This window comes from Acidovorax sp. 56 (assembly GCF_002749705.1).
Classification (GTDB): Bacteria; Pseudomonadota; Gammaproteobacteria; order Burkholderiales; family Burkholderiaceae_C; genus Acidovorax.
Genome location: NZ_PEEV01000001.1, coordinates 3,741,381 through 3,765,095 on the forward strand (window position 1 = coordinate 3,741,381; position 23,715 = coordinate 3,765,095).

At 66.2% G+C, this 23,715-nt stretch carries 20 protein-coding genes; 7 read left to right on the forward strand and 13 right to left on the reverse strand.

The genetic code is table 11. The features are described 5' to 3' along the window. Positions 1 to 27 precede the first annotated feature (27 nt). From CLU88_RS16530 to CLU88_RS16545, 4 genes are read right to left on the reverse strand one after another with little or no spacing between them, the layout of a single operon-like run. Entirely contained in the window at positions 28 to 819 is a 792-nt protein-coding gene (locus CLU88_RS16530; protein WP_099657522.1) for an ABC transporter ATP-binding protein, read from the reverse strand. Between the two features lie 37 nt (positions 820 to 856). Further along, positions 857 to 1,960: an iron ABC transporter permease gene (locus CLU88_RS16535; RefSeq protein WP_099657523.1), complete on the reverse strand. Its 1,104-nt coding sequence runs from the start codon at positions 1,958 to 1,960 to the stop codon at positions 857 to 859. Between the two features lie 20 nt (positions 1,961 to 1,980). Continuing rightward, positions 1,981 to 2,925, reverse strand: a complete 945-nt coding sequence (locus CLU88_RS16540) for an alpha/beta hydrolase (protein WP_099657524.1) — start codon at positions 2,923 to 2,925, stop codon at positions 1,981 to 1,983. 11 nt (positions 2,926 to 2,936) lie between these two features. Next, the gene (locus tag CLU88_RS16545; protein WP_099657525.1) at positions 2,937 to 4,088 is read right to left on the reverse strand and encodes an ABC transporter substrate-binding protein; all 1,152 of its coding nucleotides are present in this window, start codon (positions 4,086 to 4,088) and stop codon (positions 2,937 to 2,939) included. 190 nt (positions 4,089 to 4,278) lie between these two features. Here CLU88_RS16545 and CLU88_RS16550 point away from each other — a divergent pair, with 190 nt between their 5' ends. Both CLU88_RS16550 and CLU88_RS16555 read left to right on the forward strand, forming a co-directional pair. Beyond that, positions 4,279 to 5,316 carry a helix-turn-helix transcriptional regulator gene (locus CLU88_RS16550; protein ID WP_233205509.1) on the forward strand — a complete coding sequence of 346 codons (1,038 nt, stop codon included), beginning with the start codon at positions 4,279 to 4,281 and terminating at the stop codon, positions 5,314 to 5,316. Positions 5,317 to 5,467: 151 nt separating this feature from the next. Further along, on the forward strand, positions 5,468 to 7,639 hold the full coding sequence (locus CLU88_RS16555; RefSeq protein WP_099658959.1) for a TonB-dependent siderophore receptor: 2,172 nt from the start codon (positions 5,468 to 5,470) through the stop codon (positions 7,637 to 7,639). Between the two features lie 213 nt (positions 7,640 to 7,852). Here the strand turns inward: CLU88_RS16555 and CLU88_RS16560 are convergent, their stop codons facing one another. The 6 genes from CLU88_RS16560 to CLU88_RS16585 form a co-directional block, all read right to left on the reverse strand. After that, the gene (locus CLU88_RS16560; RefSeq protein ID WP_099657526.1) at positions 7,853 to 8,809 is read right to left on the reverse strand and encodes an L-lactate dehydrogenase; all 957 of its coding nucleotides are present in this window, start codon (positions 8,807 to 8,809) and stop codon (positions 7,853 to 7,855) included. Position 8,810: 1 nt separating this feature from the next. Next, positions 8,811 to 10,364 (reverse strand): DASS family sodium-coupled anion symporter, encoded by a 1,554-nt coding sequence (locus CLU88_RS16565; RefSeq protein ID WP_099657527.1) that lies wholly within the window; start codon positions 10,362 to 10,364, stop codon positions 8,811 to 8,813. A gap of 283 nt (positions 10,365 to 10,647) precedes the next feature. Beyond that, positions 10,648 to 11,820, reverse strand: a complete 1,173-nt coding sequence (locus CLU88_RS16570; protein WP_199173467.1) for a DUF1513 domain-containing protein — start codon at positions 11,818 to 11,820, stop codon at positions 10,648 to 10,650. 242 nt (positions 11,821 to 12,062) lie between these two features. After that, positions 12,063 to 14,348, reverse strand: coding sequence for a catecholate siderophore receptor Fiu (locus CLU88_RS16575; RefSeq protein ID WP_099657529.1), 2,286 nt, complete (start codon positions 14,346 to 14,348; stop codon positions 12,063 to 12,065). 196 nt (positions 14,349 to 14,544) lie between these two features. Next, complete coding sequence (locus tag CLU88_RS16580) at positions 14,545 to 15,183, reverse strand: MBL fold metallo-hydrolase (protein WP_099657530.1); 639 nt, start codon at positions 15,181 to 15,183, stop codon at positions 14,545 to 14,547. Between the two features lie 79 nt (positions 15,184 to 15,262). Continuing rightward, entirely contained in the window at positions 15,263 to 16,066 is an 804-nt protein-coding gene (locus tag CLU88_RS16585) for an exodeoxyribonuclease III (RefSeq protein ID WP_099657531.1), read from the reverse strand. A 10-nt stretch (positions 16,067 to 16,076) separates the two neighbouring features. Here CLU88_RS16585 and pyrE point away from each other — a divergent pair, with 10 nt between their 5' ends. Both pyrE and CLU88_RS16595 read left to right on the forward strand, forming a co-directional pair. Further along, positions 16,077 to 16,775, forward strand: coding sequence for an orotate phosphoribosyltransferase (gene pyrE, locus CLU88_RS16590; RefSeq protein ID WP_099658960.1), 699 nt, complete (start codon positions 16,077 to 16,079; stop codon positions 16,773 to 16,775). 5 nt (positions 16,776 to 16,780) lie between these two features. After that, positions 16,781 to 17,464 carry a DUF4124 domain-containing protein gene (locus tag CLU88_RS16595; RefSeq protein WP_369827658.1) on the forward strand — a complete coding sequence of 228 codons (684 nt, stop codon included), beginning with the start codon at positions 16,781 to 16,783 and terminating at the stop codon, positions 17,462 to 17,464. Between the two features lie 103 nt (positions 17,465 to 17,567). Here CLU88_RS16595 and gatB read toward each other — a convergent pair whose 3' ends face one another. The 3 genes from gatB to gatC are packed head-to-tail and all read right to left on the reverse strand — an operon-like array spanning position 17,568 to position 20,848. Then, positions 17,568 to 19,040, reverse strand: a complete 1,473-nt coding sequence (gene gatB, locus CLU88_RS16600; protein ID WP_099657533.1) for an Asp-tRNA(Asn)/Glu-tRNA(Gln) amidotransferase subunit GatB — start codon at positions 19,038 to 19,040, stop codon at positions 17,568 to 17,570. 3 nt (positions 19,041 to 19,043) lie between these two features. After that, positions 19,044 to 20,543, reverse strand: coding sequence for an Asp-tRNA(Asn)/Glu-tRNA(Gln) amidotransferase subunit GatA (gatA, locus tag CLU88_RS16605; RefSeq protein ID WP_099657534.1), 1,500 nt, complete (start codon positions 20,541 to 20,543; stop codon positions 19,044 to 19,046). 5 nt (positions 20,544 to 20,548) lie between these two features. After that, positions 20,549 to 20,848 (reverse strand): Asp-tRNA(Asn)/Glu-tRNA(Gln) amidotransferase subunit GatC, encoded by a 300-nt coding sequence (gene gatC / locus CLU88_RS16610; protein ID WP_099657535.1) that lies wholly within the window; start codon positions 20,846 to 20,848, stop codon positions 20,549 to 20,551. Positions 20,849 to 21,066: 218 nt separating this feature from the next. On the opposite strand from gatC, the gene CLU88_RS16615 reads away from it, so the two are divergent. The 3 genes from CLU88_RS16615 to mreD all read left to right on the forward strand — a co-directional run bounded on the left by CLU88_RS16615 (position 21,067) and on the right by mreD (position 23,674). Next, positions 21,067 to 22,110, forward strand: a complete 1,044-nt coding sequence (locus CLU88_RS16615) for a rod shape-determining protein (RefSeq protein WP_099657536.1) — start codon at positions 21,067 to 21,069, stop codon at positions 22,108 to 22,110. Positions 22,111 to 22,241: 131 nt separating this feature from the next. Beyond that, positions 22,242 to 23,159, forward strand: coding sequence for a rod shape-determining protein MreC (gene mreC, locus CLU88_RS16620; RefSeq protein ID WP_099657537.1), 918 nt, complete (start codon positions 22,242 to 22,244; stop codon positions 23,157 to 23,159). Beyond that, complete coding sequence (mreD, locus tag CLU88_RS16625) at positions 23,156 to 23,674, forward strand: rod shape-determining protein MreD (RefSeq protein WP_099657538.1); 519 nt, start codon at positions 23,156 to 23,158, stop codon at positions 23,672 to 23,674. Before mreC ends, mreD begins: the two co-directional genes overlap by 4 nt. Positions 23,675 to 23,715: the final 41 nt, after the last annotated feature.

Here is a 23,715-nt window from a genome sequence, read left to right on the forward strand (position 1 = left end):
CGCGTTGCCTGTTGGCTGCCGCAAGTTTCAGTCGGCATCCAGGGGCAATGCCGTGTCCGCCAGCACCAGCAGGTGGCCCTGGCTGCAACGCTCTACGCGGGCCTGCACGCCGTAGGCCTGGCGGAGCAGATCGGGTGTGAGTACCTGGGCCGGGTCGCCCTGGGCCCGCACGGTGCCCCCACCCAGCACCAGCACGCGCTGGCAAAAGCGCAGGGCCAGGTTCAGGTCGTGCACGGCCACCAGGCCCACGCTGCCCTGCTGCTGTACGCGCTGGCGCACGGCCTGCAACACCTGCAGCTGCCAGCGCAAGTCGAGCGCGCTGGTGGGCTCGTCCAGCAGCAACAGGCGCGGCGCGCGCACCAGCACCTGGGCCAGCCCCACCATTTGCCGCTGCCCGCCCGAGAGTTCATCGAGCCGCCGCAGCGCCAGTGCCTGCAGGCCCAACTCGGCCACCACGGCTTCGATGGCGGCCTCCCGCTGGGCGGCGCTCCAGGCGCCCCGGCTGGCACGCAGGGCGCTGTGCCAGGCCTCGTAGGCCATCAGGGACGAGCTTTGCGGCAGCGCCTGCGGCAGGTAGCCCACGGTGCGCAGCCGCTCGCGCGCGGCCAGTTCGCTCAGCGCGGTGCCGTCCAGCACGATGCGCCCCTGCATGGGCCGCAGCCCGGCAATGGCCTTGAGCAGGGTGGATTTGCCCACCGCGTTGGGCCCCACCACGGCCACCAGGGTGCCGGGGGGCACGGCGGGCAGGTGCACGCCGTGCAGCACCGGGCGGCCTGTGTAACCGGCGGTGAGTTGGTTGATGCTCAGGCCTGTTGTCATATCAAGCCTTCATGGCGTCGTGCGCCCTTAGGGGGCTTCATACGGTTCTCCGTTGGCGCAGCACCAGCGCCATGAACAGCGGTACGCCCACCAGCGCGGTGATGATGCCGATGGGCAGCACCACGCCGGGAATCAGCGCCTTGCTAAGGATGGACGCCAGCGACAGCATGAGCGCCCCGACCAGTGCGCTGCCGGGCAGGTAGTAACGGTGGTCCTCGCCCAGCAGCATGCGGGCCATGTGGGGCCCTACCAGGCCCACAAAGCCGATGGTGCCCACGAACGACAGGGCCGTGGCGGCCAGCAGGCTCACGCGCAGCAGCGTCAGCATGCGCAGGCGCTCCACCGGCACACCAAAGCTGCGGGCCTGGTCCTCGCCCGCACGCAGCGCCGTCAGCGCCCAGGCCTGGCGGGCCGACCACAGCAGGCACAGCGCCAGCACGCTGCCCACGATGGCGATCTTGACCCAGGTGGCCCGACCCAGGCTGCCCATGCTCCAGAACACGATTTGCTGCAGCGCATTGCTATCGGCCACGTACTGCAGCAGCCACAGCAGGGCCTCAAAGCTGAACAGCAGCGCAATGCCGAACAGCACCACCGTCTCCACACTCGCACCCTGGCGCCAGGCCAGCCACTGGATGAGGCCCGTGGCGCAGGCCGCCCCGGTAAAGGCGCACAGCGGCACGGCCATGTTCTCGCCCCATGCGATCAGGCTCAGCCCGCCCACCACCGCACCCGATGCCCCCACGGCCGCGGCGGCCGACACCCCCAGGGTGAAGGGGCTGGCCAGCGGGTTGTTCAGTGCGGTCTGCATCTCGCCCCCGGCCAGGCCCAGGCTGGCACCCACCAGCACGGCCATTACCGCATAGGGCAGGCGCACCTCCCACAGGATCACTTGCTGCGCGGCGGGCAGGCTCTGCGGCGCCCACAGGCCGCGCAGCACATCGGCCAAAGCAAACGTGGACGGGCCCAGCGCCACATCAACCGCCACGCTGGTGGCCAGCACGGCGGCCAACGCAGCCAAAAGCCAGCAGCGCAGGCGCACCAGGCTGCGGTAACGCTGGTGCAGCGAAGCGCGGGATTCGGGCGGTATGGCGGGGCTGGCGGGCTGCGGCTGCACAGGCTGGCGGGCGGAAAAGGTCATTCAAACAGAGGGGATCAACGTCACAAAAGGAACCCACGGGGCGACTGGGCCAGTGCCAGGGCGTCGATGAGTGCGGGGGCCATCACAGCGCCGTGGTCCAGCCCGGGCAGCACGCCCAGTTGCACTTGCAGCTCGGACCAGTGCAGGGCGGCGAGGGCATCAGTCAGCTGGTGGATGCGCTCCCACATGCGCCGCTCTTGCAGCACGGCAGTGCGGGCCGCGTTGGGTGCGGCCTCGGCCCGCTCCAGCGCGCCCAGGCGCAGTTGCAACTGCGCCTGGAAGGCACGCGGTGGCGGCGTGTGGCGCTGCGCAAAGGCCTGCGCGGTTTGCATCACCTGCCCCTGGTTCCACCACACCGAGGGGCTGGCGGCTGCATAGCGGGTGAACTGCTGTGGCCGCGTGAACAGCGCATGCAGCACCAGCAGCCCGCCAAACGAATGGCCGAACAGGGTTTGCCGCTGCGGGTCGATGGCAAAGCGCTGGGCCAGGTGCGGCTGCACCTGGTGCGCAATGAAGTCCAGCAACCGGTCGGCCCCACCGGCCTGCGGCGTGGGGCTCTGGCCTGGGGCGGGTGGGGTGTAGTCGCGCTGGCGTGCGGGCTGGTCGTAGGGGGCATCGCCGGGGTGGCCAATCCCCACCACCACAGCGCTGCTCTGGTTCCCACGCATATCGGCGGGGCGGCCTGCACTGTTGCGCGCCAGTTGCGCAGCCATGGCAAAGCAGGCGTTGCCGTCCAGCACATACAGCACCGGGTGGCCGGTGGCGGGCACAGGGCCTTGTGGGCCTTGCACCCACACGCGCCAGGTCAGGCCGCTCGCGGGATCGGTCCAGTCGCGCTGGGTGGCGCCGGGTAGGTGGGCGGCCTGTTCAGCGCCCTGGGTTGCAGCCCGATGTGTGGGGCCCGCGCAGCCCGCCAGCCACAGGCCGGAGGCGGCCGTTGCGGCCAGGGCCGTGCGGCGAGGCATGGGGGATGGCGTCACAGGCCCGTCCAGTACACGCCCTGCAGCGGGATGGGCTGGTGGCGCGCGTACAACGCCTTCAGCGTGGCCTGTGGGTCCAGGTCGGCAAACAACTCGGGGTAGAGCCACTTGGCCATTACCTGCACGGCCACCACGTTAAAGGGCGAGTTGTAGTAGTGGTGCCAGATGGCGTAGGCCCGGCCCTGCTGCACCGCCTGCAGCGCGTTGATGCCGCGCCGCTGGTTGGCCCGGGCCAGCGACTGGCGGGCGGCCTCGGGCGTGGCGTCGGCGCCCAGCACAATGCGCAGCGCACCCTTTTGCGCATCGCCCATGTTGCCAATGCCGGTGCCGATGTAGATGCGCGGCTGCTGGGCCAGCAGCAGCTCGGGGTTGAGCGTGCCGTGCTCGCCGGGGATCAGCCCCTTGGCCACGTTCTTGCCACCCGCCGCGTCCAGCAGCATGCCCACCAGCCCCACCATGGTGGCGCAGCATTCATCGGCCAGACCCACGCGGTTTTCCAAGAACACGGAGGGGGCCGCCGTGCCTGCGGGCAGCGTGCGCAGGCGCGACTGCACGCGTTCGAGCTCGGCCTTCCAGGTGGCCACGAAGGCATCGGCCTCCTTGCGCTTGCCCAGCACCTGGCCCAGCAGCTCCAGGCTGCGCGGTGTGTTGCGCAAGGGGTCGTGGCGGAAGTCGATGAACACCACGGCCACGCCAGCAGCTTCGAGCCGGGCCAGCGTTTCGCGGTGGCTCTGGCTGGGGCCGTGGCCGCTGCCCAGGCCCAGGATGGCGACTTGCGGGCGCAGGGCGATAGCCTGCTCGTCGCTGAAGCTGCCGCTGCTGTTGCGGCCCACGCGGGTCACTTTGTCCAGTTGCGGAAAGCGCTGGCTCCACTGCTGGTAGCCGGGTGCGTCCAGGCTTTCGAAGTCGCCCATCATGCCCACCAGGCGGCGCGGCAGCTCGTTCTGCTCCAGGATGGCCAGGGCGGGCAGCAGGCGGCCTTCGCCCAGCAGGATGCGGTCTACCTGCGCGGGCACCGTGACGGTGCGCCCCGCCAGGTCGGTGACGGTGATGGACGCTGGTGGGGCCGAGAGGGCCGGAGTGCACCACAGCAGCGCGGCGGCACAGGCAGCGCCTGCGCGGGCGGCCAGTCGATTCAAAAAGTGCATGGGTTGGAAGACCGGAAAGTGGGGCTCAATACACCCCTGATCATCTCATTATTGAGAATCATTTGTATTTATTGCGCAATGTTGATAGCATTCCATGGCCGCTGGCTGGCCGTGTTTGCGCTGGCAACGAATACCTTTGTTGTATCTGCAGCACCGTCGCCAGCCGCGCCACTCCAACCCCCCTTCGCCCATGTCTGCCTGCCCCTCACCCATTGCCGTCAGCCCCTTGCGTGTGGCGTCAGCCGCCCCTGCGTCGGATGCGATGCAGGACGCGCTGCGCAGCCACCTGGCGCGCCTGCGGGTGCTGCGCCCGGGTCTGCACATGCACGCTGACGACGTGGTGGATGCGCAAGATTTCACCGCCAGTGGTGAGCTGGATGCCGGGCTGCGCATCGTGGTGCTGCTGGAGGGCATGGTGGATGTGAGCTACGGCCCGCGCCGTGTGGCGTTGACCTCGGGCGAAGCTGTGGCCGGGCGCATGCGCCAGGCGGGTGGGCGCGGTGCTGTCGTGCCCCGTGCACTCATGGTGTCGGTGGCCGAGCCCGAGCGCTTTGAGCGCCGGGCCCGGCGCGGTGCCTATGCCCGGCGGGTGAGTGTGGGCGTGGGGGCCGAGTGGCTGGAGCAACTGGCCAGTGCGTCAGCCCCTGGCATGGCGGCGGTGGAGGCGTTTCGCCGCCAGCACCTGGCCATGCACCATTGGCAGCCGTCCACCCGCATCACTGCGCTGGCCGAGCAGATCACCCACGCGCCCGACCTGAGCGCGCCCCTTTTGCACCTGTACCTGGAAAGCCGCGCGCTGGAGCTGGTGAGCGAGGCCCTGGCCAGCCTGGCCCAGCACGCCCCCGGCCCGGCCCCTGCGCCCGTGCCAGCCCCTGCACCGGCCCATGCGGCGCTGCGCCTGCTGCCGCAAGAGCACCGCCGCATTCAGGCGCTGCATTCCTACCTGCAGCGCGACGAGGCCATGGACGCATCGCTCGACGACCTGGCCCGCCAGGCGGGCACCAACGCCACCACCTTGCAGCGGCACTTTCGTGCGGTGTATGGCACCACCGTGTTCGACTTTGTGCGCGAGACCCGCCTGCAGCGCGCCCGCCGGTCGCTGGAGCACGATGGCCTGACCGTGGGCCAGGCGGCCCTGCTGGCGGGCTACAACAGCGCCGCCAACTTTGCCACCGCCTACCGCCGACGTTTTGGCATGCCGCCAAAGTTGGCGCGGGCCCGGCTTTGAACGGGCTCTGAGGTCGCGGCAGCGCCGCAAACATCTTTGTGGCTGCCGCAAACACGCATGGCAGCCGTGGCTGAAATCATCGAACCATTGGCCTGGTGCCCTCTTCACGGTGGGGCCCGCAGCCGTTCGCATGACCTCAACCTACCCTTTCATGACCGCTACACACCACCCGCGCCCCTCGGCGCACGCCTTTCCCTTGCACCCCGTTGCCATGGCAAGCCTGATCGCCGTGCTGGCCATGTCGCAGGCCGCCCTGGCCCAAAGCAGCCCACCCGCCACGGCCCCGGTCTTGCAGGAAGTGACCGTGAAATCCGCCCCCGAAACCCCCGACGCTCTGCCCGCCGCAGCCCCTGGTGGCAAGGTAGCGCGCGGTGCGCGCCTGGGTGTGTTGGGCAACGTGGGCGTGATGGACACGCCCTTCAATCAAACCGCCTACACCGCCGAGGGCATTGCCGACCAGCAGGCCCAGACCGTGGCCGCCGTGCTCAAGGGCGACCCCTCGGTGCGCATGACCACCAACGACGGCCATGTGGTCGAGAACTTCAACATCCGGGGCTTTGCCGTGGGCGCCTCGTCGTTGGCCATCAATGGCATGTATGGCCTGGCACCCGAGCAGAACACGCCCACCGAGATGTTCGAGCGCGTGGAAGTCCTCAAAGGCCCGGGCGCCATGATGATGGGCATCAACACCACGGGCGACGTGGGCGGTGCCATCAACCTGGTGCCCAAGCGTGCGGGCAAAGAAGCGCTCACGCGCGTCACCACCACCTGGTCCAACAAATCCAATGTGGGCTTGCATGCCGATGTGTCGCGCCGCTTCGGCCCCGAGCAGCGCCTGGGCGTGCGCGTGAATGGCGTGCTCTCGGGGGGCGAGACCTGGCTGGACCACCAGACCAAGCGCCGCGAGATCGGCCACCTGGCGCTGGACTACCAAGGCAGCGGCTGGAAGGCCGAGCTGGACGCCTATTCGCTCGCGAACAAGGTGCGCAAGGGCTCGCCCATGCAGCCTGTGATCACCGGCTGGACTACGGTGCCCCGCGCGCCCGATGGATCGACCAACTTCTTCTACGGCGAAGGCGTGTACAGCAACACGCAAACCCAGGGCTTGATCGCCCGGGGCGAGATGAACCTGAACAGCGGCTGGACCGCCTTTGGCGCCGTGGGCCGGGCACTGCATTCGTACGATGGCTTCATCTTTGGCACCCGCCCCGTGTGGACGGCGGCCAATGCCGCCACGGGCAACGCCACAGGCACGGCCTACAACTCCTGGGGCGCCTACCAGACCACGGCCGCCGAGGCGGGCGTGCGCGGCCAGTTTGTTACGGGCAGCGTGGCGCACAAGCTCACGCTGGCGGCCAACGTGCTGCAGTACGAGGGCGGCAGCCGCAACAACGGCACGGCCGCCATCAACAGCAACCTCTTCAACCCCACGCCCATCACCATGCCGGCAGGGGGGGCGGCGTCCACCTTCAAAAAGCTCAACGACGACGAGATGACCGCACTGAGCGCGGTGGACACCCTGGCACTGCTGGATGACAAGCTGCAGCTCACCCTGGGCCTGCGAGCCCAGCAGGTGCACCAGAAGCTGGCCAACTACAAGGAGACCGCAGTGACCCCTCTGGTGGGCGTGGTTGCCAAGCCCTGGGGCGAGCAGGTATCGCTCTACGGTAACTACGTGGAAGGCCTGAGCGCAGGCACCACGGTGCAAACGCCCTACGCCAACGCGGGAGAGACCTTCAAGCCCTACCAATCCAAGCAGATGGAAGTGGGCGTGAAGTGGCAGACCGGCGACATCACCCAAACGGTGAGCCTGTTCCAGATCACCAAGCCTGCCCTCATCGAGGCGAACAACCGCCAGGTGCTCGATGGCGAGCAACGCAACCGGGGCGTGGAATGGAACGTGTTTGGCCAGCTCAATCGCAGCCTCTCGCTGCTGGGCGGCGTGGCCTACACCGAGGCCGAGCAGACGCAAACCAGCAAGGGCCTGAACCAGGGTCGCGACCAACTGGGCGTGCCCAAGCTCACGCTGAACCTGGGGGCCGATTGGCAGGTCCCTGGCGTGCCAGGCCTGTCGCTCAACGGCCGCGTCAACCACACGGGCGCGCAATGGCTCACCGGCGACAACAGCGTCAAGCTGCCCGCCTGGACCACGCTGGATGTCGGTGCCCGCTACGCCACCCGCTGGGGCAGCCAGCCCGTGGTACTGCGCGCCAGTGTCACCAACCTCACCAACCGCGCGTACTTCGAAAGCATCTGGGGCGCAGGCCGCGTGAATGTGGGTGCACCGCGTGCGGTCCGGGTGTCGGCGGCGTTTGATTTCTGATGGGCAACCCCCCAGACTGACACAGCACCCGCTGACTGCGGGCTGCATACCAACGAAGCGGCGTGTGTCCTGGTGGGCACGCCGCTTTGTCTTTGGGTTTTGAGTAAAAATCGGCGCTGGCGCCGTGGAATAAGCGCAAGCAGCTATAAAAATGAGAGCTGGCGAGTTGCGTGTCTGCGAGGGCCCTGCACCGTCGCAGACACGCGCAGTTCGCTAGGCTCGGTCTTCCAACGTCTGCAGCCCACCCGCAATCGTCTGCGCCAGCACCTCTGCGCTGGCGCGCAGGGCTGTGACTTCATCGTCCGCCAGCGGCGGCAGGTAGGGCGTGGAAGCGCCCGTGCGCCCGATCACATGGGGCAGGGAGACGCAGGTGCGTTGCACGCCCAGCAGCTCGGGCAGGTAGGTGGAGACGGTGAACACGCTGCGTTCGTCGCCCACCATGGCGCGCACCAGGCGGGCGATGCAGCCGCCGATGCCGAAGTTCGACACGCCCTTGCCCGCCTTGATGCGGTAGGCGGCGGTGCGCACGTCTTCGGCCATGATGCGCTGCAGGGCGGTGTCGATGGGACGGCCGCTTTGCTGGGCAAAGTCCAAGAGCGGCAGGCCGCCCACCTGGGCGCCGGACCACAGCAGCACTTCCGAGTCGCCGTGCTCGCCCAGCACGTAGGCGTGCACCGAGCTGGGCGACACCTCCAGGTGGTGTGAGAGCCGGTCGCGAAAGCGGATGGAGTCGAGCGTGCAGCCGGTGCCAATGGCGCGGCCGGGGGGCACGCCCCAGCGCTGCACGGCAATGGCGGGCATCACGTCCACCGGGTTGGTGGCAAACAGCAAGATGGCGCCCGGCGCGGCGCGCAGCACCTGCTCGGTGATGTGGTCCACGATGCGCAGGTTTTGCTGCAGCAGCTCCAACCGCGTCTGGCCGGGCTTGAGGCTGGCGCCTGCGGTGATCACCACCACGGCTGCGCCTGCCAGGTCGGCATAGCTGCCTTCCTGCACCCGCGCGGCGGTGCCAAAGGCGGCGGCGTGGCCAATGTCGGCGGCCTCGCCCGCAGCACGGGCAGGGTCTACGTCCACCAGCACGATGTCGCTGACGCCGGGCGTGGACGAGAGCAGGTAGCTGGCGGCGGCGCCCACCTGGCCCGCGCCGATCACTCCGATGCGTGCGCCCATGTCACAGCACTCCCATCATGGGCCACAGCGTGGCCGACAGCAGCAGGATGAGGCCCAAGCCCGCCAGCGTGAGCAGCAGGCCCACCTTGGCAAACTGGCTGGTGCCAAAGGCCCCGGTGCCGTAGCACAGCATGTTCTGCGGTGCGTTGGTGGGCAGGATGAAGCCGAACGAGACGACGAAGCTCTGGATCATGACGATGCCAAAAGCGGTTTCCTTGGACACGGGCAGCGACTGCGCAAACGCGATGAAGATGGGGATGAGTGTGCTGGCCAGCCCGGTGGCCGAGGCAAAGCCCAGGTGCAGCACGATGCTGAAGAGCGAGAGCGCACCGATCACCGCCACCACAGGCAGGGCCGACAGGCCCATTTGCCCCAGTGTTTGCTGCGCCAGCCAGCCTGCGGCGCCGGTCTTGGACAGGAGATTGCCCAGCGAGATGGACGCAGCAAACAGCACCACCGTGCCCCAGGGCACGAGCTTTTCGGCCTGCGACCAGTGCATGACGCCAATCTTGGGCATGAGCAGCAGGGCAATGCCCAGTTGCGTGGTGGTGGTCGTGTCAAAGGGGTGCAGCATGCCTTCGGTGGACCACATCACCAGCAGCAGCAGGGCCACGGCGATGAGGCGCTTTTCGGGGGCGGTGACGGGGCCCAGGGCCTTGAGCTGCTCGCGCAGCTTTTCGGTGGCGTTCTCCGTCGATTCGACCGAGGGCTTCAGGATCCACAGCGACACAAAGAACAGCACCACGCTCATGCCCAGGGTGAAGGGCAGGGCCGTCAGGAACCACTGGCTCCAGGTCACGGTGTGGCCAAACGTGGTCTGCATGAAGTTCAGGCTGATCAGATTTTGCGCAGCGCCGGTCTTCACGGCCATGTTGAAGATGGAGCAGGCCTGCGCGGTGACGATCATCAGCGCTGCGCCCAGGCTGCTGCCCACGGGCAGGCCCAGGGCGGCGGTGATGCCCACCATGATCGGGATCACCGCGCCCACGCGCGCCGTGGCCGAGGGGATGAACAGCGCCAGCACAAAGCCCACCAGCATCGCGCCCACGGTGAGGCGCGCGGGCGAGATGCCTACCCGGCTCATCACGATGAGGGCCACGCGCTTGTCCAGCCCCGTGTGCTTGAGCGCCACGGCCAGGAACAGCGCGGCGGCCACCAGCAGCACGGCGGTGGACGAGAAGCCGCCCAGCATGGTGGTGAGTGCATCGGCCGAGCCCATGGGCTTGGCGCCGGGCGTGAGCGGCTTGCCCATCAGCCCCACCACGGCCATGCCGGTGAGGATGACGGCGCTGTTGGCGGGCGAGACGCATTCGCTGATCCACAGCGTGATGACCAGCGCCAGCAGCGCCAGCGCGACTTGCCCGGAGGCCGAGAGGCCTGCGGGCGTGGGCAGCATGAGCACGATGCCGTACAGCGCAATGGCCAGCAGCAAAAAGCCGAACTTGCGGTTGGAGCTGGGCTCGGGGTGCGAGGTGATGGAGGGGGTGGCGGGGAGGGGGTGCGCAGCCGCATTGGCTGCTGGGGGAGGTGTGTGTGAAGCAGGAGCGGTCGACATGAGAGAACACTTTCTTGTTGTGGTCCGGCAACTCCAGCGCGCTGGGGGGATCGCCCGCCAGGCACGCCGTTGCTGCCGAAAGGGCAGCCCATTCCGTGCCGCCCTGTGCCACAGCATGCGCCTGCTGCGCGGGGGCGGTGTTGATGCGCATCAAGACCTGGGCGCATCTGCCCGCCCGCGTTTTGCCCCCGTGTGGCCCCAGTGCAAAAGCGCAAGACGCTATTGATTTGATAGCTGCTAGCGCTTATTGCATGAGCGCTAGAGGGTGTTTTTGCTTAAAACGTCACCCCATCAGCACCCAATGGTTGTCCAGCGCCATGGGCTCGGGCCAGGGCAGAAAGGCGGGCTTGGCGCTGGGGTGCCAGCGCACCAGGCCCGGGGCGGTGGCCACCAGCACGCCGCCGCCGGGTTGGGGCCCGGCCCAGGCGGTCAGGGCGTAGGCCTCTTGCAGTTGCACGATGGCCGAGAGCTTGTCGGGCATGCTGGGGTGCCACAGCTGCGCCAGCCCGGCCTTGTTGCTCGACACCGCAAAGCCGCCGTTGTAGGCGGGGGTGATGTCGCCCGCGTAGCCGTGGCCGTCGTTCACACGGCTGGGCACGCTCAGCTGGTCGCCCTCCAGCACGGCCAGGATGGGCGCTGCGGCGCGGCGGGCGGGGTCTTCGTGCTCGGCCTGCATGGCCACGCCCAGGCGACGGGGGGCATCTGAGGTGGCGGCCGTGGCGGACGTGCTCCAGGCGATGTGGCGCATGCTCAGGCGCGGGTCGTCCAGCACCCAGCGCTGGGCGATGCGGCCGGTGCGGGTGTCGATGCGCACCAGGGCCGATTCCATGCGCTGCAGGTCGTACTTGGCGTCGGCCAGGTTGCGCAGCACTCCGCCGTTGGCCACCAGCAGGTGGCCTTGCGTGTCCAGCACGGGCTGGTGGGGGTCAATGCCGCCGCTGTCCCACTCGGCCTGTTTGCGCAGCGTGGCGGCGTCGCGCACGCCGATGTGGCCGCGCCCGGTGCGGTAGTTGATTTCGGTGGTGTAGAGGGTGGCTCCGTCGGGCGATGGCACCGTGTGGCCGCTGAGCAGCACGGCGTCCTGGTCACGGTCGAGCTTGATGTGCTCTGCCACCTTGCCCGCGCCATCGCAACGCAGCAGCCAGGTGCCGGGGCGCACGCAGTTGACCAGCAGGCCGCCGTCTGCCTGCGGCACCAGCCCGTGCGGGCGCGAGGGCAGGGCCACGGCGTAGCGGATGGTGAGCTGCTTGCGCTCCCAGTCGGCGGCCAGCACGCCCGCGTAGTGGGTGTCGGTGGTCTTGGGGCCACGCCAGGCGGCGCCAATCAGCGTGGTGCTGGCATCGGCGCCCAGCGCCAGGGCGCGCCCGGGGGCCAGGCCCAGGGCCCCCGCAGCGCCTAGGGCGGCCATGGCGGTGCCAGAGAGCAGGGTGCGGCGGTTCATGGAGGGGAAGGTCATGCGAAGGGCTCCGCAAAGAGATGGGTCAGAAAGGGCAGGAGGGGCGGCGTGCCGCTGTGGGGGCAGAGCCTGTCGCACGCCCTCGGGGGCGGCGTGTGCTGTAGTGGGGCACACCGGCCTGAGGGGGTGAAGCAGGCCCCGGTGTCCCTAGCCCTGCGTTGTCGGCCAGGGCAGGGGATGGGGCCATGGTGCGGCCCGCTTGGGCACACACCTTGCCCGCGTGGGGCGGGTTCAGCGTCGCCTTAGAACAAGAACTCTGCCGTCAGCGAGGCCGAGCGGGGCGCGCCCAGCACCATGCGTGCGCCGTTGTTGTTCAGCGTGCTGATGTATTCCTTGTCGAACAGGTTGTAGATGTTCAGTCGCAGGTTGACGTTGCGGTTGACCTTGTAGGCCGCCATCAGGTCGGTCACCCAGTACGAAGGGATCTTGGGCATGTTGGACACATTGAGCGCCGTACCAGCGGTGACCACGCGCTTTTGGTCAGACACATACCGCGCGCCGCCACCCAGGGTGAAGGCGCCCCAGGTGTACGAGGTCCAGGCGGTGGCGGTGAGGTCGGGCGACCAGCGCACGCTGTCGGTGTTGGTCACCGTGGTGCCGCTGATGCTGTTCTGCCCCAGGGCCTTGGTCTGTGTCTTGGCAATGCCTGCCGACACCTGCCAGAAGTTGGTGATCTGGCCCACGGCGGCCAGCTCGATGCCCTGCACGCGGGTCTTGCCGTACTGGGTGTAGATGCCGGTGATCGCGTCGTACGAGATCTGCTTGTCGTTCTCGGTGCGGAACACGGCAGCACTCAGATTCAGTCGGTTGTCCAGCAGTTCCCACTTGGTGCCCAGCTCGATGTTGCGGGTCTCTTGCGGGTCCAGCGCGGCGTTGTTCTGGTTGGTGGAGGTGGACGACAGCGCGAAGTTGGAGCCGCCAGGGGGCGTGAGCGAGTTGGCCAGGGATGCGTAGATGCTGCCGTTGGCCGCAGGCTTGTACAGCGCGCCCAGCTTCCAGCTGGTGAGGTTGCCCGAGGTGCTCAGCGCCGATGGCGCCAGCGAGCCTGCAGCGTAGCCGGGGTAGCTGGTCAGGTTGCTGGTGGTGACGATGGTGCTGGCATCGGTCTTGGTGCGGTAGTGCTCAAAACGCAGGCCGCCATTGAGCTGCCACCGCTCGTTCAGCTGCAGCGTATCGAAGGCGTACAGCGCCGCCGTGTTGGTGCTGCCATCGGTGTCGGCGCCGGTGCGATAGGGCACGCCCAGGGCGTCGCTGGCGTTGGGGGCGTACAGGTTGGCGGCCGGTGCGTTCACGGCGGCGTAGGTCACGCCGTTGATGGTTTGCGCGGCGGTGCCAAAGCCCAGGTTCTTCTGGCGCTCGTGCATGAACTCCAGCCCGGCCGACAGGGTGTGTTTGACGCTGCCGGTGCTGAACTGGCTGGTCACGTTGGTCAGGTTGGCCAGCACGTCGTTGGTTTGGTCGGTGCGCTGCAATGACCGCGCTGCCGTCCAGCTGCTGGGGTTGGCCAGGTTGGTGGCGGTGATGGCGCCCACGCTGGTCAGGCGGCGGTCCATCTGGGTGGTGCCCGCGCGCGCAATGTTGCGCACCACGGTGCCGCCGCCCAGGTCGTGCTCAAACTTGGCCGTCACCATGTCGGCGTCGACCTTTTCGTAGTCGTCCTTGCTGCCGTAGAAGTTCTCGCGGTTGACCCTGGCGCCGGCGTTGACCTGGGCCGCAGCGTTGTAAAAGCCCGGCATGCCGATGGTGGAGATGCCGCCATCGGGCACGTTGTCCTGGCGCACGTGCTGCGAGTACAGGTAGATGCGCGTGGGTGTGCCCAGGCCCCAGGCGAACGAAGGGGCGATGGCGTAACCGTTGTTCTCCACCACGTTGCGGCCTTCCACGCCACCGGCCTGGCCCATGAGGTTCAGGCGCGCAGCCGATGTCTCGCCCAGCTGCTTGTTCAGGTCTGCCGTCACGCGCTTGTTGTTGGCGGTGTTCACGGTGGTGGTCACACCGTACTGGTCGGTGCGGGTGGGCAGCTTGGAGATCAGGTTGATGTAGCCCGAGGCCGCGCCCCGGCCAATGTCGGTGCCTGCGGGGCCCTTCACCACTTCCACCTGGTCGATGTTGAAGATGTCGCGCGTGATAGCACCCAGGTCGCGGATACCGTCGATGAAGGTGGCGGTCTGGGTGGAGAACGCCCGCAGCTGGAAGGTGTCACCCGCTGAGGTGCTGCCGCCTTCGCCCAGCTGCATGGTGATGCCGGGGGTGTTGCGCAGCGCGTCCATCAGCGATGCAGCGCCTTGCTCGCGGATCACTTCGGAATTGATGACGGAGATGGTTTGGGGGATGTCCACCAGCGGCTGCGTGAGCTTGGGGTTGGCCAGCCGGTCGGTTTTGTAGGGGACGGTGGCCTCGGAGCGGATCGTCGTCTCCGGCAGGCTTTTTTCAGCCGTCTGGGCCTGGATGACGCCGGGCAGGGCCGCAATGGCCAGCGCCAGCAGGTGCAGTGGAACGGTGTGGTGGGGGCTGCGGATGCGCGCCATGGTTTCTCCTCGATGTTGTTTGCGGAACTGGCTGACGTTCCGCAACGCGCGAGGTCAAGGCGCTGTATCGAGCAGATGGCTGGCTGGACAATGATTGTAAGTAATTGAGAATCATTACCAAATAGAGGCGAGGCAGATGTGGCCGCCGCGCCACAAAGCGGGGGCTACGTGCTGTGGGCTCTGTGCCCCAGCCTGTTCAGGTGTTGCCCACGTAGGGGTTGCTGCGGCGCTCGCGCCCGAAGGTGCTTTCGGGGCCGTGGCCGGGGATGAACACGGTCTGGTCGCCCATGGGCCACAGGCGCTGGGTGATGCTGTCGATGAGTTGCTGGTGGTTGCCCTGGGGGAAGTCCGTGCGGCCGATGCTGCCGGCAAACAGCACATCGCCCACAAACGCCCGGTCAATCTGCGGCGCATGGAACACCACGTGCCCTGGCGTGTGGCCGGGGCAGTGGCGCACGTTCAGCGTCTCGTGGCCCAGTTGCACCGTGTCGCCGTCGTGCAGCCAGCGCGTGGGCGTGAAGGGCTGCGCGGGCGGAAAGCCAAACATCGCGCTTTGCTGCGCCAGCCCGTCAATCCAGAACTGGTCACCCGGGTGCGGCCCCACGATGGGCAGCTGCAGGCGCTGCGCCAGCTCGCCCGTGCCGCCTGCGTGGTCGATATGGGCGTGGGTGAGCCAGATCTGCGAGAGCGTGAGGCCCAGGCGCTCGACCTCGGCCAGCAGCACATCCAGGTCGCCGCCCGGGTCAATGATGGCCGCCTGCTGGGTGGCATCGCACCAGAGGATCGACGCGTTCTGTTGAAACGCCGTCACAGGAACGGTCAGGTAGTGGAGCATGGGCGGCGAGTCAGCGTAGGGGCAGAAAATTCAGCGCAGCCGGGCAGCTGCGTGGGGGGCGAACAGGTTTTTTGGGGGCTCACAGGCCCAGTTCGTATTCCACGGTGATGGGCGCGTGGTCCGAGAATTTCTCGCCCTTGTAAATGGATTCGGTGCGGGCGAGGGCGGCCAGGGCTGGCGTGGCCAGGTGGTAATCCAGCCGCCAGCCCACGTTGTTGGCATAGGCCTGGCCCCGGTTGCTCCACCAGGTGTAAGCGGTGTCGGTGGTGGTCGGTTGTAACTGACGGTAAACGTCTACCAAGGCGCCGCCTTCGCCACTTGTGTCTAACAATTTTGTCATCCAGGCACGTTCCTCGGGCAGGAAGCCGCTGTTCTTTTGGTTGCTGCGCCAGTTCTTCAAGTCAATGTTTTGGTGGGCGATGTTGACGTCGCCACACAGGATGAATTCGCGCCCGGCCTTGAGCTGCATGAGGTGCGGGTAGAACTCGGCCAGGAAGCGGAACTTGGCCTGCTGGCGCTCCTCGCCAGACGAGCCGCTGGGAAAGTAGGCGCTCACAACGGAGAGCTTGCGCGCAGGCGTGTCAAAGCGCAGCTCTACATAGCGGCCCTCCAGGTCAAACTCGGGCGAGTTGTAGCCCACGATGACGTCTGAAGGCTCGTGCCGGGTGTAAATGCCTACCCCTGAATAGCCCTTTTTCTGCGCAAAATGGAAGTGCCCCTTCAGGCCCGCCAGCACCTCGAAGCGGGTGGCGATGTCGGCGGCCTGGGCTTTGACTTCCTGCACGCAAATACAATCCGGCCGCGTGGTGGCGATCCAGCTCTCCACGCCTTTGCTGGTGGCCGAACGGATGCCATTGAGATTGAGGCTGGTTAATTTGAACAAGGAATTTCCCATGGTGGATGTTGGCGCGCAAGCCTTGGACGACGGCGCTTTGGCGCAGGATTTTGTACGTTTTGCCGTGGAATCGGGCGTCTTGCGATTCGGGGAATTTAAGACCAAAGCCGGTCGGATGAGCCCGTATTTCTTCAACGCCGGTCTGTTTGACGACGGGGCCAAGATCGGTCGTCTGGCCGAATTCTATGCAAAAGCCTTGCTGGCCAGCGGTATCGAATTCGACATGGTTTTTGGCCCCGCCTACAAGGGCATTCCGCTGGCGGCGACGGTGGCGGTGGAACTGGCCCGCCTGGGTCGCAATGTGCCGTTTGCCTACAACCGCAAAGAGGCCAAGGACCACGGCGAAGGCGGCACCCTGGTCGGCGCTCCGCTCAAAGGCCGGGTGTTGATCGTGGACGATGTGATGTCTGCAGGCACGGCCGCGCGCCAGTCCATCGCGCTCATCCAGGCCGCAGGGGCCACGCCCCACGCCTTGGCCATTGCGCTGGACCGCCAGGAAAAAGCCACAGAGAATGGCGTGGACGTGGAGCACAGCGCAGTGCAGTACGTGCGCAATCAGTTGGGCATGCAGGTGTGCGTGATTGCCAAGCTGGCAGATTTATTGCTTTATCTCTCTCAAAACGGGGGGGCGGAGATGCGCATCCATCACGAGCGGGTCTTTGCATATCGCCAAAAATATGGCGTCACAGAAGGATAAGGAACTTGAAAAAATGGGCGGCGAGTGCAGTGGGGATCACGCTTTGGGCGGGCATCACTGCGCTTGCCTCTGCCCAGGGGGGCATCTACACCTGCGTTGACAAGCATGGCCGCCGTCTGACGGCCGATCGCCCCATCCTGGAATGCCTGGACCGTGAACAGCGTGAGCTGAGCCCCTCAGGGGTTACCCGTCGCCAGATTGGCCCCTCGCTGTCAGACACCGAGCGTGCGGCCCAAGAAGCCCAGCAACGCAAAGAAACCGAAGAGCGCGTGCGTGTCACGGAAGAGCGCCGCCGCGAGCGCGCGTTGGTCGCGCGCTACCCCGACAAAGCCACCCACGACATCGAGCGTAACGCCGCCTTGCTGATGGTGGATGAGGTCACCGCCACGGCTGAAAAGCGCATTCTGGACTTGCGTGACGAGCGCAAGAAGCTGGACCAGGAAATGGAGTTCTACAAAAAGGACCCCAACAAAGCGCCGATGACCCTGCGCCGCAAGATCGGAGAAAACGAAGACGGCATTGCCGAGCAGCAGCGTTTCATCCTCGGCCAGGACCAGGAAAAGCGCAAGGTGAACCAGCGGTTTGATGTGGAGCTGGCCAAGCTCAAGGTGCTGTGGGAGGCCTACAAACCCGTGAGCCTGCCTGCGGCTTCGGCCACGCAACCTGCGGCGGCATCGGCGGCCCGCTGATGGGCAGCATCAATAAAAAAGCCCCTCTGGGATAGACCCGAGGGCTTTTTCAATGGGGGGCAAGCCAGGGACTTTCAGCGCCCCTCTGCCTGCCCTTTGCGCTTCAGGCCGACAGCTTGGCTCGCAGCAAATCGTTGACCTGCTGCGGATTGGCCTTGCCCTTGCTGGCCTTCATGATCTGGCCCACCAGCGCATTGAATGCCTTGTCCTTGCCCGCGCGGAACTGGGCCACGTTGTCGGCGTTGGCGGCAATCACTTCGTCGATGATGGCCTCCAGCGCGCCGGAGTCGTTCATCTGCTTGAGGCCCTTGGCTTCGATGATGGCGTCCACATCGACAGACTCGCCTGTCCACAGGGCATCAAACACCTGCTTGGCAGCGTTGTTGGAGATGGTGCCGTCGGCGATGCGCGTCAGCAATGCAACCATCTGGTCTGGCTTGACTGGTGCATCTTCAATGGCAGTTTCGTCTGAATTCAATCGTCTTGAAAGCTCACCCATGATCCAGTTGCAGGCGATCTTGGGAGACACAGGGGCTTTCGCTCCTCCGACGACTTGTTGAAAGTACGTCATGGTTGCTTTGCTCTGCGTGAGAGCCGAAGCATCGTATTCTGACAAGTCGTATTCCGCGACATATCGGGCGGCAATTACGCGCGGCAATGCGTCCATCTGGGCGCGCTGCTCGTCAATCCAGGCTTGCGAAATCTGCAGCGGTGGCAGGTCTGGGTCGGGGAAGTAGCGGTAGTCCGCAGCGTCTTCCTTGGTGCGCATGGCGCGGGTTTCGCCCGTGTCGGGGTCGAACAGCACGGTGGCCTGCTGGATGGCATGGCCGTCCTCGATCTGCTCGATTTGCCAGCGGATTTCGTAGTCAATCGCCTGTTGCATGAACTTGAACGAGTTCAGGTTCTTGATCTCGCGGCGCGTGCCCAGCGGCTGGCCCGGCTTGCGCACCGACACGTTAGCGTCGCAACGGAAGCTGCCTTCCTGCATGTTGCCGTCGCAGATGCCGATCCAGGTCACGATCTTGTGCAGCTCTTTGGCGTAGGCCACGGCTTCTTCGCTGGAGCCCATGTCAGGCTCGGTCACGATTTCCAGCAGCGGCGTGCCGGCACGGTTCAGGTCGATGCCGGACTGGCCCCCACCTCCGAGTGCTGAGTCTTCGTGCAGCGATTTACCCGCGTCTTCCTCCAGGTGGGCGCGCACCAGGCGCACGGTCTTCTTCTCGTCGCCCAGGAAGAAGGAGACCTCGCCGCCTTGCACCACCGGGATTTCAAACTGGCTGATCTGGTAGCCCTTGGGCAGGTCAGGGTAGAAGTAATTCTTGCGGGCAAAAATACTCTCTGGCGCAATGTGGGAGCCCAGAGCCAGTCCTAATTTGATAGCGCACTCAACGGCCTTGCGGTTCATCACCGGCAGTGTGCCTGGCAATGCGAGGTCTACAGGGCTGGCCTGGGTGTTGGGCTCGGCACCAAAGGCGGTGGGCGAACGGCTGAAAATCTTGCTCTGCGTGGCCAGCTGGGTGTGGGTTTCGAAGCCGATGACGACTTCGTAACCGTGGATCAATTTGCTCGTCGTCATAAATCAAAGCCCTCCGGGCTGGCGGAGGTGGAAGTCGGTGGCTTGCTGCAGGCGGTGCGCGGTGTTCAGCAACTGGGCTTCCTTGAAGTAGTTGCCGATCAGTTGCAGGCCCACGGGCATGCCGCCCTCGCCAAAACCTGCAGGCACGCTCATGCCGGGCAGGCCCGCCAGCGATGCTGGCAGGGTGAAGATGTCGGCCAGGTAATCGGCCAGTGGGTCGCTGCCGTGCTCGCCCAGCTTCCAGGCTACGGTGGGGGCCACGGGGCCAGCAATCACGTCGCATTCCTTGAAGGCGTTCTGGAAGTCGTCGGCGATCATGCGGCGGATTTTTTGGGCCTGCAGGTAGTAGGCGTCGTAGTAGCCATGCGAGAGCACATAGGCGCCGATCATGATACGGCGCTTGACCTCGTCGCCAAAGCCTTCGGCACGGGTCTTCTTGTACATGTCCACCAGGTCGGTGTAGTCCTTGGCGCGGTGGCCAAACTTCACGCCGTCAAAGCGGCTGAGGTTGGACGAGGCCTCGGCCGGCGCAATGATGTAGTACACCGGGATGGACAGCTCGGTGCGCGGCAGCGTGATGGGCACGAGCTTGGCGCCGAGCTTTTCGTATTCCTTGAGCGCCCCGTCGACAGCGGCGCGCACATCGGGCGCCAGCCCTTCGCCAAAGAATTCGGCGGGGATGCCGATGCGCAGGCCTTCGATGGAGTCATTGAGCTTGGCGCTGAAATTTTCGGCGGGCACATCCAGCGATGTGGAGTCGCGGTCAGGGTCCGGGCCGCACATCGCCGACAGCAGCAGGGCGCAGTCTTCAGCGCTGCGGGCCATGGGGCCGGCCTGGTCCAGGCTGGAGGCGAAGGCGATCATGCCGTAGCGGCTGGCGCGGCCATACGTGGGCTTGATGCCGGTGATGCCGCAAAACGAGGCAGGCTGACGGATGGAGCCGCCGGTGTCGGTGCCAGTGGCTGCGGGGGCCAGACGTGCAGCCACTGCCACGGCGCTGCCGCCCGACGAGCCGCCGGGAATGCGGCTGGTGTCCCAGGGGTTGCGCACAGGGGCGGGGGCGTCAAAGCCCAGCGGGGCGATGGCCGAGTTCTCATTGGCCGAGCCCATGGCGAACTCGTCGCAGTTGAGTTTGCCCAGTGTCACGGCACCGGCCTCGGCCAGTTTGCTGACCACGGTGGCATCAAATGGCGACTGGTAGCCCGCCAACATCTTGGAGCCTGCGGTGCTCGGAAACTCTTTGGTAACAAAGATGTCTTTGTGCGCGATGGGCACGCCGGCCAGGGGGCCTGCGGTGCCCGCGGCAATGCGCGCGTCGGCCGCCTGCGCCTGGGCCAGGGTGGCGTCTTCGTTCAGGGCCACGTAGGCGCCCAGGGTGGGGTGGGCCTTGGTGCGGGCCAGGAAATGCTGGGCGGCTTCAACGGCGGAAATCTGGCGGTTGCGCAGCTGGCTTGCCAGCTCGGTCACACTCAGGTCGTGCAGTGCGGTGGGATTCTGGGTCATGGGGCTTACTCGATCACTTTGGGCACGAGGAACAGGCCGCGCTCCACGGCTGGCGCACTCTTTTGGTTGGCTTCCCGGTTGTTGGGCTCGCTGGCCACGTCTTCGCGCAGGCGCAGCGCCACGGCCTGGATCGCCGCCACGGGGTGGGCCAGGGGCTCAATCCCTTGGGTATCCACAGCCCGCATTTGCTCCACAACGTCGAAAAAACCGTTCAATTGCGTGAGCATGCGCTCACTTTCTGAGGGTGTGAGCTCCAGTCGCGCCAGATTGGCGATGCGACCAATGTCCTGAGGGGTCAGTGCCATAGGGAAAATATTTCTCGGGATACCAGATGTAAAGCTGTGATCCGGGTCATGCCGGAGGGAGTTATTCACAGGGGATGGGGTATTATCCCGGCTTTGCCGCAATACCCTCTTTTCAGCCGGTCATTGTGCGAAAAAAGTGATATTTGACTCCCACCCACTCCCTGACACACCTGGCGATGGCAGGCCGACGCGCATGCCGTGCCTGAGAGGATTTTTGAATGTTCGGAGCTTTTCGTCGGTACTTCTCCACCGACCTTGCCATTGACCTTGGCACCGCCAACACCCTCATTTTTGCCCGTGACAAAGGCATCGTTCTGGACGAGCCCTCAGTGGTTGCTATCCGCCACGAAGGCGGCCCCCACGGCAAGAAGGTCATCCAGGCGGTAGGCCACGAAGCCAAAGCCATGCTGGGCAAGGTGCCCGGCAACATTGAAGCCATCCGGCCCATGAAGGATGGCGTGATCGCCGACTTCGTGATCACCGAACAGATGATCAAGCAGTTCATCAAGATGGTGCACCCCCGCACGCTGTTCACCCCCAGCCCGCGCATCATCATCTGCGTGCCCTGTGGCTCCACCCAGGTTGAGCGCCGCGCCATCAAGGACGCCGCTGAAGCGGCAGGCGCCACGGCGGTGTATCTGATCGAAGAGCCCATGGCGGCTGGCATCGGCGCTGGCTTGCCAGTCTCCGAAGCCTCGGGCTCCATGGTCGTCGACATCGGCGGCGGCACGACCGAAGTGGGCGTGATCTCGCTGGGCGGCATGGTCTACAAGGGCAGTGTGCGTGTGGGTGGCGATAAATTTGACGAAGCCATCATCAACTACATCCGCCGCAACTACGGCATGCTGATTGGCGAGCCCACGGCCGAAGCCATCAAGAAGAACATCGGCTCGGCCTTCCCGGGCTCCGAAGTGCGCGAGATGGAAGTCAAGGGCCGCAACCTGTCTGAGGGCGTGCCGCGCAGCTTCACTATCTCCAGCAACGAAGTCCTGGAAGCCCTGACCGACCCGCTCAACCAGATCGTCTCGGCCGTGAAAAACGCGCTGGAGCAAACCCCCCCAGAACTGGGTGCCGACATTTCCGACCGCGGCATGATGCTGACCGGCGGCGGCGCGCTGCTGCGTGACCTAGACCGTTTGCTGGCCGAAGAAACCGGCCTGCCCGTGCTGGTGGCCGAAGACCCGCTGACCTGCGTGGTGCGCGGTTGCGGCATTGCGCTGGAGCGCATGGACCGCCTGGGCAGCATCTTCACCAGCGAGTAATGTGCAAGTCTGGGGCCTTCTTTCGCAGGGGGCTCTGGGTCAGAACCGCGTGATCGCTGATGTCTCCATGCTTTGTGAATCCACTGCAGTGACCCAGCCCCTGCGCGACCCTTCCTGAAGTACTGCCCTCTATGCCCCTGGGAACCCTAGACCGCAGTGCGCCACCTTTCTTCAAGCAGGGCCCTTCGGCCCTGTCGCGTTTGGCTGCGTTCAGCGCGCTGGCGTTGTTCTTGATGGTGGCCGATGCCCGCTTTCAAATCACCGGGCCTGTGCGCCTGGCCATTGGCTCGGTGCTTTACCCGGTGCAGTGGTTGGTGTTCCAGCCGGTGGAGTTGGCACGCCACGGCTCGGGCTACTTCCAATCCTTGCAATCGGCCCAGGCCGATGCCGATGCCGCCGCGCAAAAGCTGGTACTGGTGTCGCAGCAGGCGCACCAGGCCGAGCAACTGGCGCAAGAGAACGTGCGCCTGCGCAAACTGCTGGCGCTGCGCGAGCGGCTGCAGACCCCCGCCCAGGCCGCCCAGGTGATTTACGACACCGCCGACCCCTACACCCGCCGTGTGGTCATTGACCAGGGTCAGCTGCATGGCGTGGAGCAGGGCGTGCCCGTGATGGACGAAGGCGGCGTGCTGGGACAGGTGACGCGGGTGTTTCCCCTGGTGAGTGAAGTCACGCTGCTGGTGGACCGAGATCAGGCCATCCCGGTGCTGAACCTGCGCACTGGCGCCCGCGCCGTGGCGTATGGTGACCCAATGGCCGAGCACGGTGGCGGCATTGAGCTGCGCTTCATCCAGGCCAATGCCGATGTGCGCGAGGACGACCTGCTCACTACCAGTGGGGTGGACGGCGTCTATCCCCCAGGCTTGCCTGTGGCCCGCGTGACCCATGTGGAGCGCCGTGCCGACTCGGCCTTTGCCCGCATCTACTGCAAGCCCCTGGCCCAGGTGCAGGGCGTGCGCCATGTGATGGTGCTCAAACCCCTGACCGACCACCTGCCGCCTCGGCCCGAACCCGCCCCCACCGTGACCAGCAAGAGGGTGCGCAAATGATCATGCCCCGTGGCCAGCAGTTGCTGCTGCCTGTCAACCCGGTTTTCATCGTCATCAGCCTGCTGCTGGGCTTGGCCGTCAACTTGGTGCCCTTGGGGCGCTGGGTGTGGATGCCGGACTTGCTGATGGTGCTGATTGTGTTCTGGAGCGTGCACCAGCCCCTGCGGGTGGGCATGGGCGTGGCGTTTGCGCTGGGGCTGTGCATGGACGTGGCGCAGTCTGCGCTGCTGGGCCAGCATGCGTTGGCCTACACGGTGCTGTCTTTCAGCGCCACGGCCATGCACCGGCGCTTGCTGTGGTTCAGCGTGCCCTCGCAGGCCCTGCAGTTGTTGCCCATGTTTGCCATGGCGCATGGCATTGAGACCTTGCTGCGCGTGGTCACTGGCGGCATCTTCCCGGGCTTCTGGGTGCTGCTGGCGCCTGCGCTGGAAGTCGCTTTGTGGCCCCTGGCCAGCTGGGTGCTGCTGGCCCCGCAGCGCCGCCCGCCCGACCGCGACGAGAACCGCCCCCTGTGACCATGGTGAGCGCAGGAACGTTACGACTGCCCGCAGTGCAA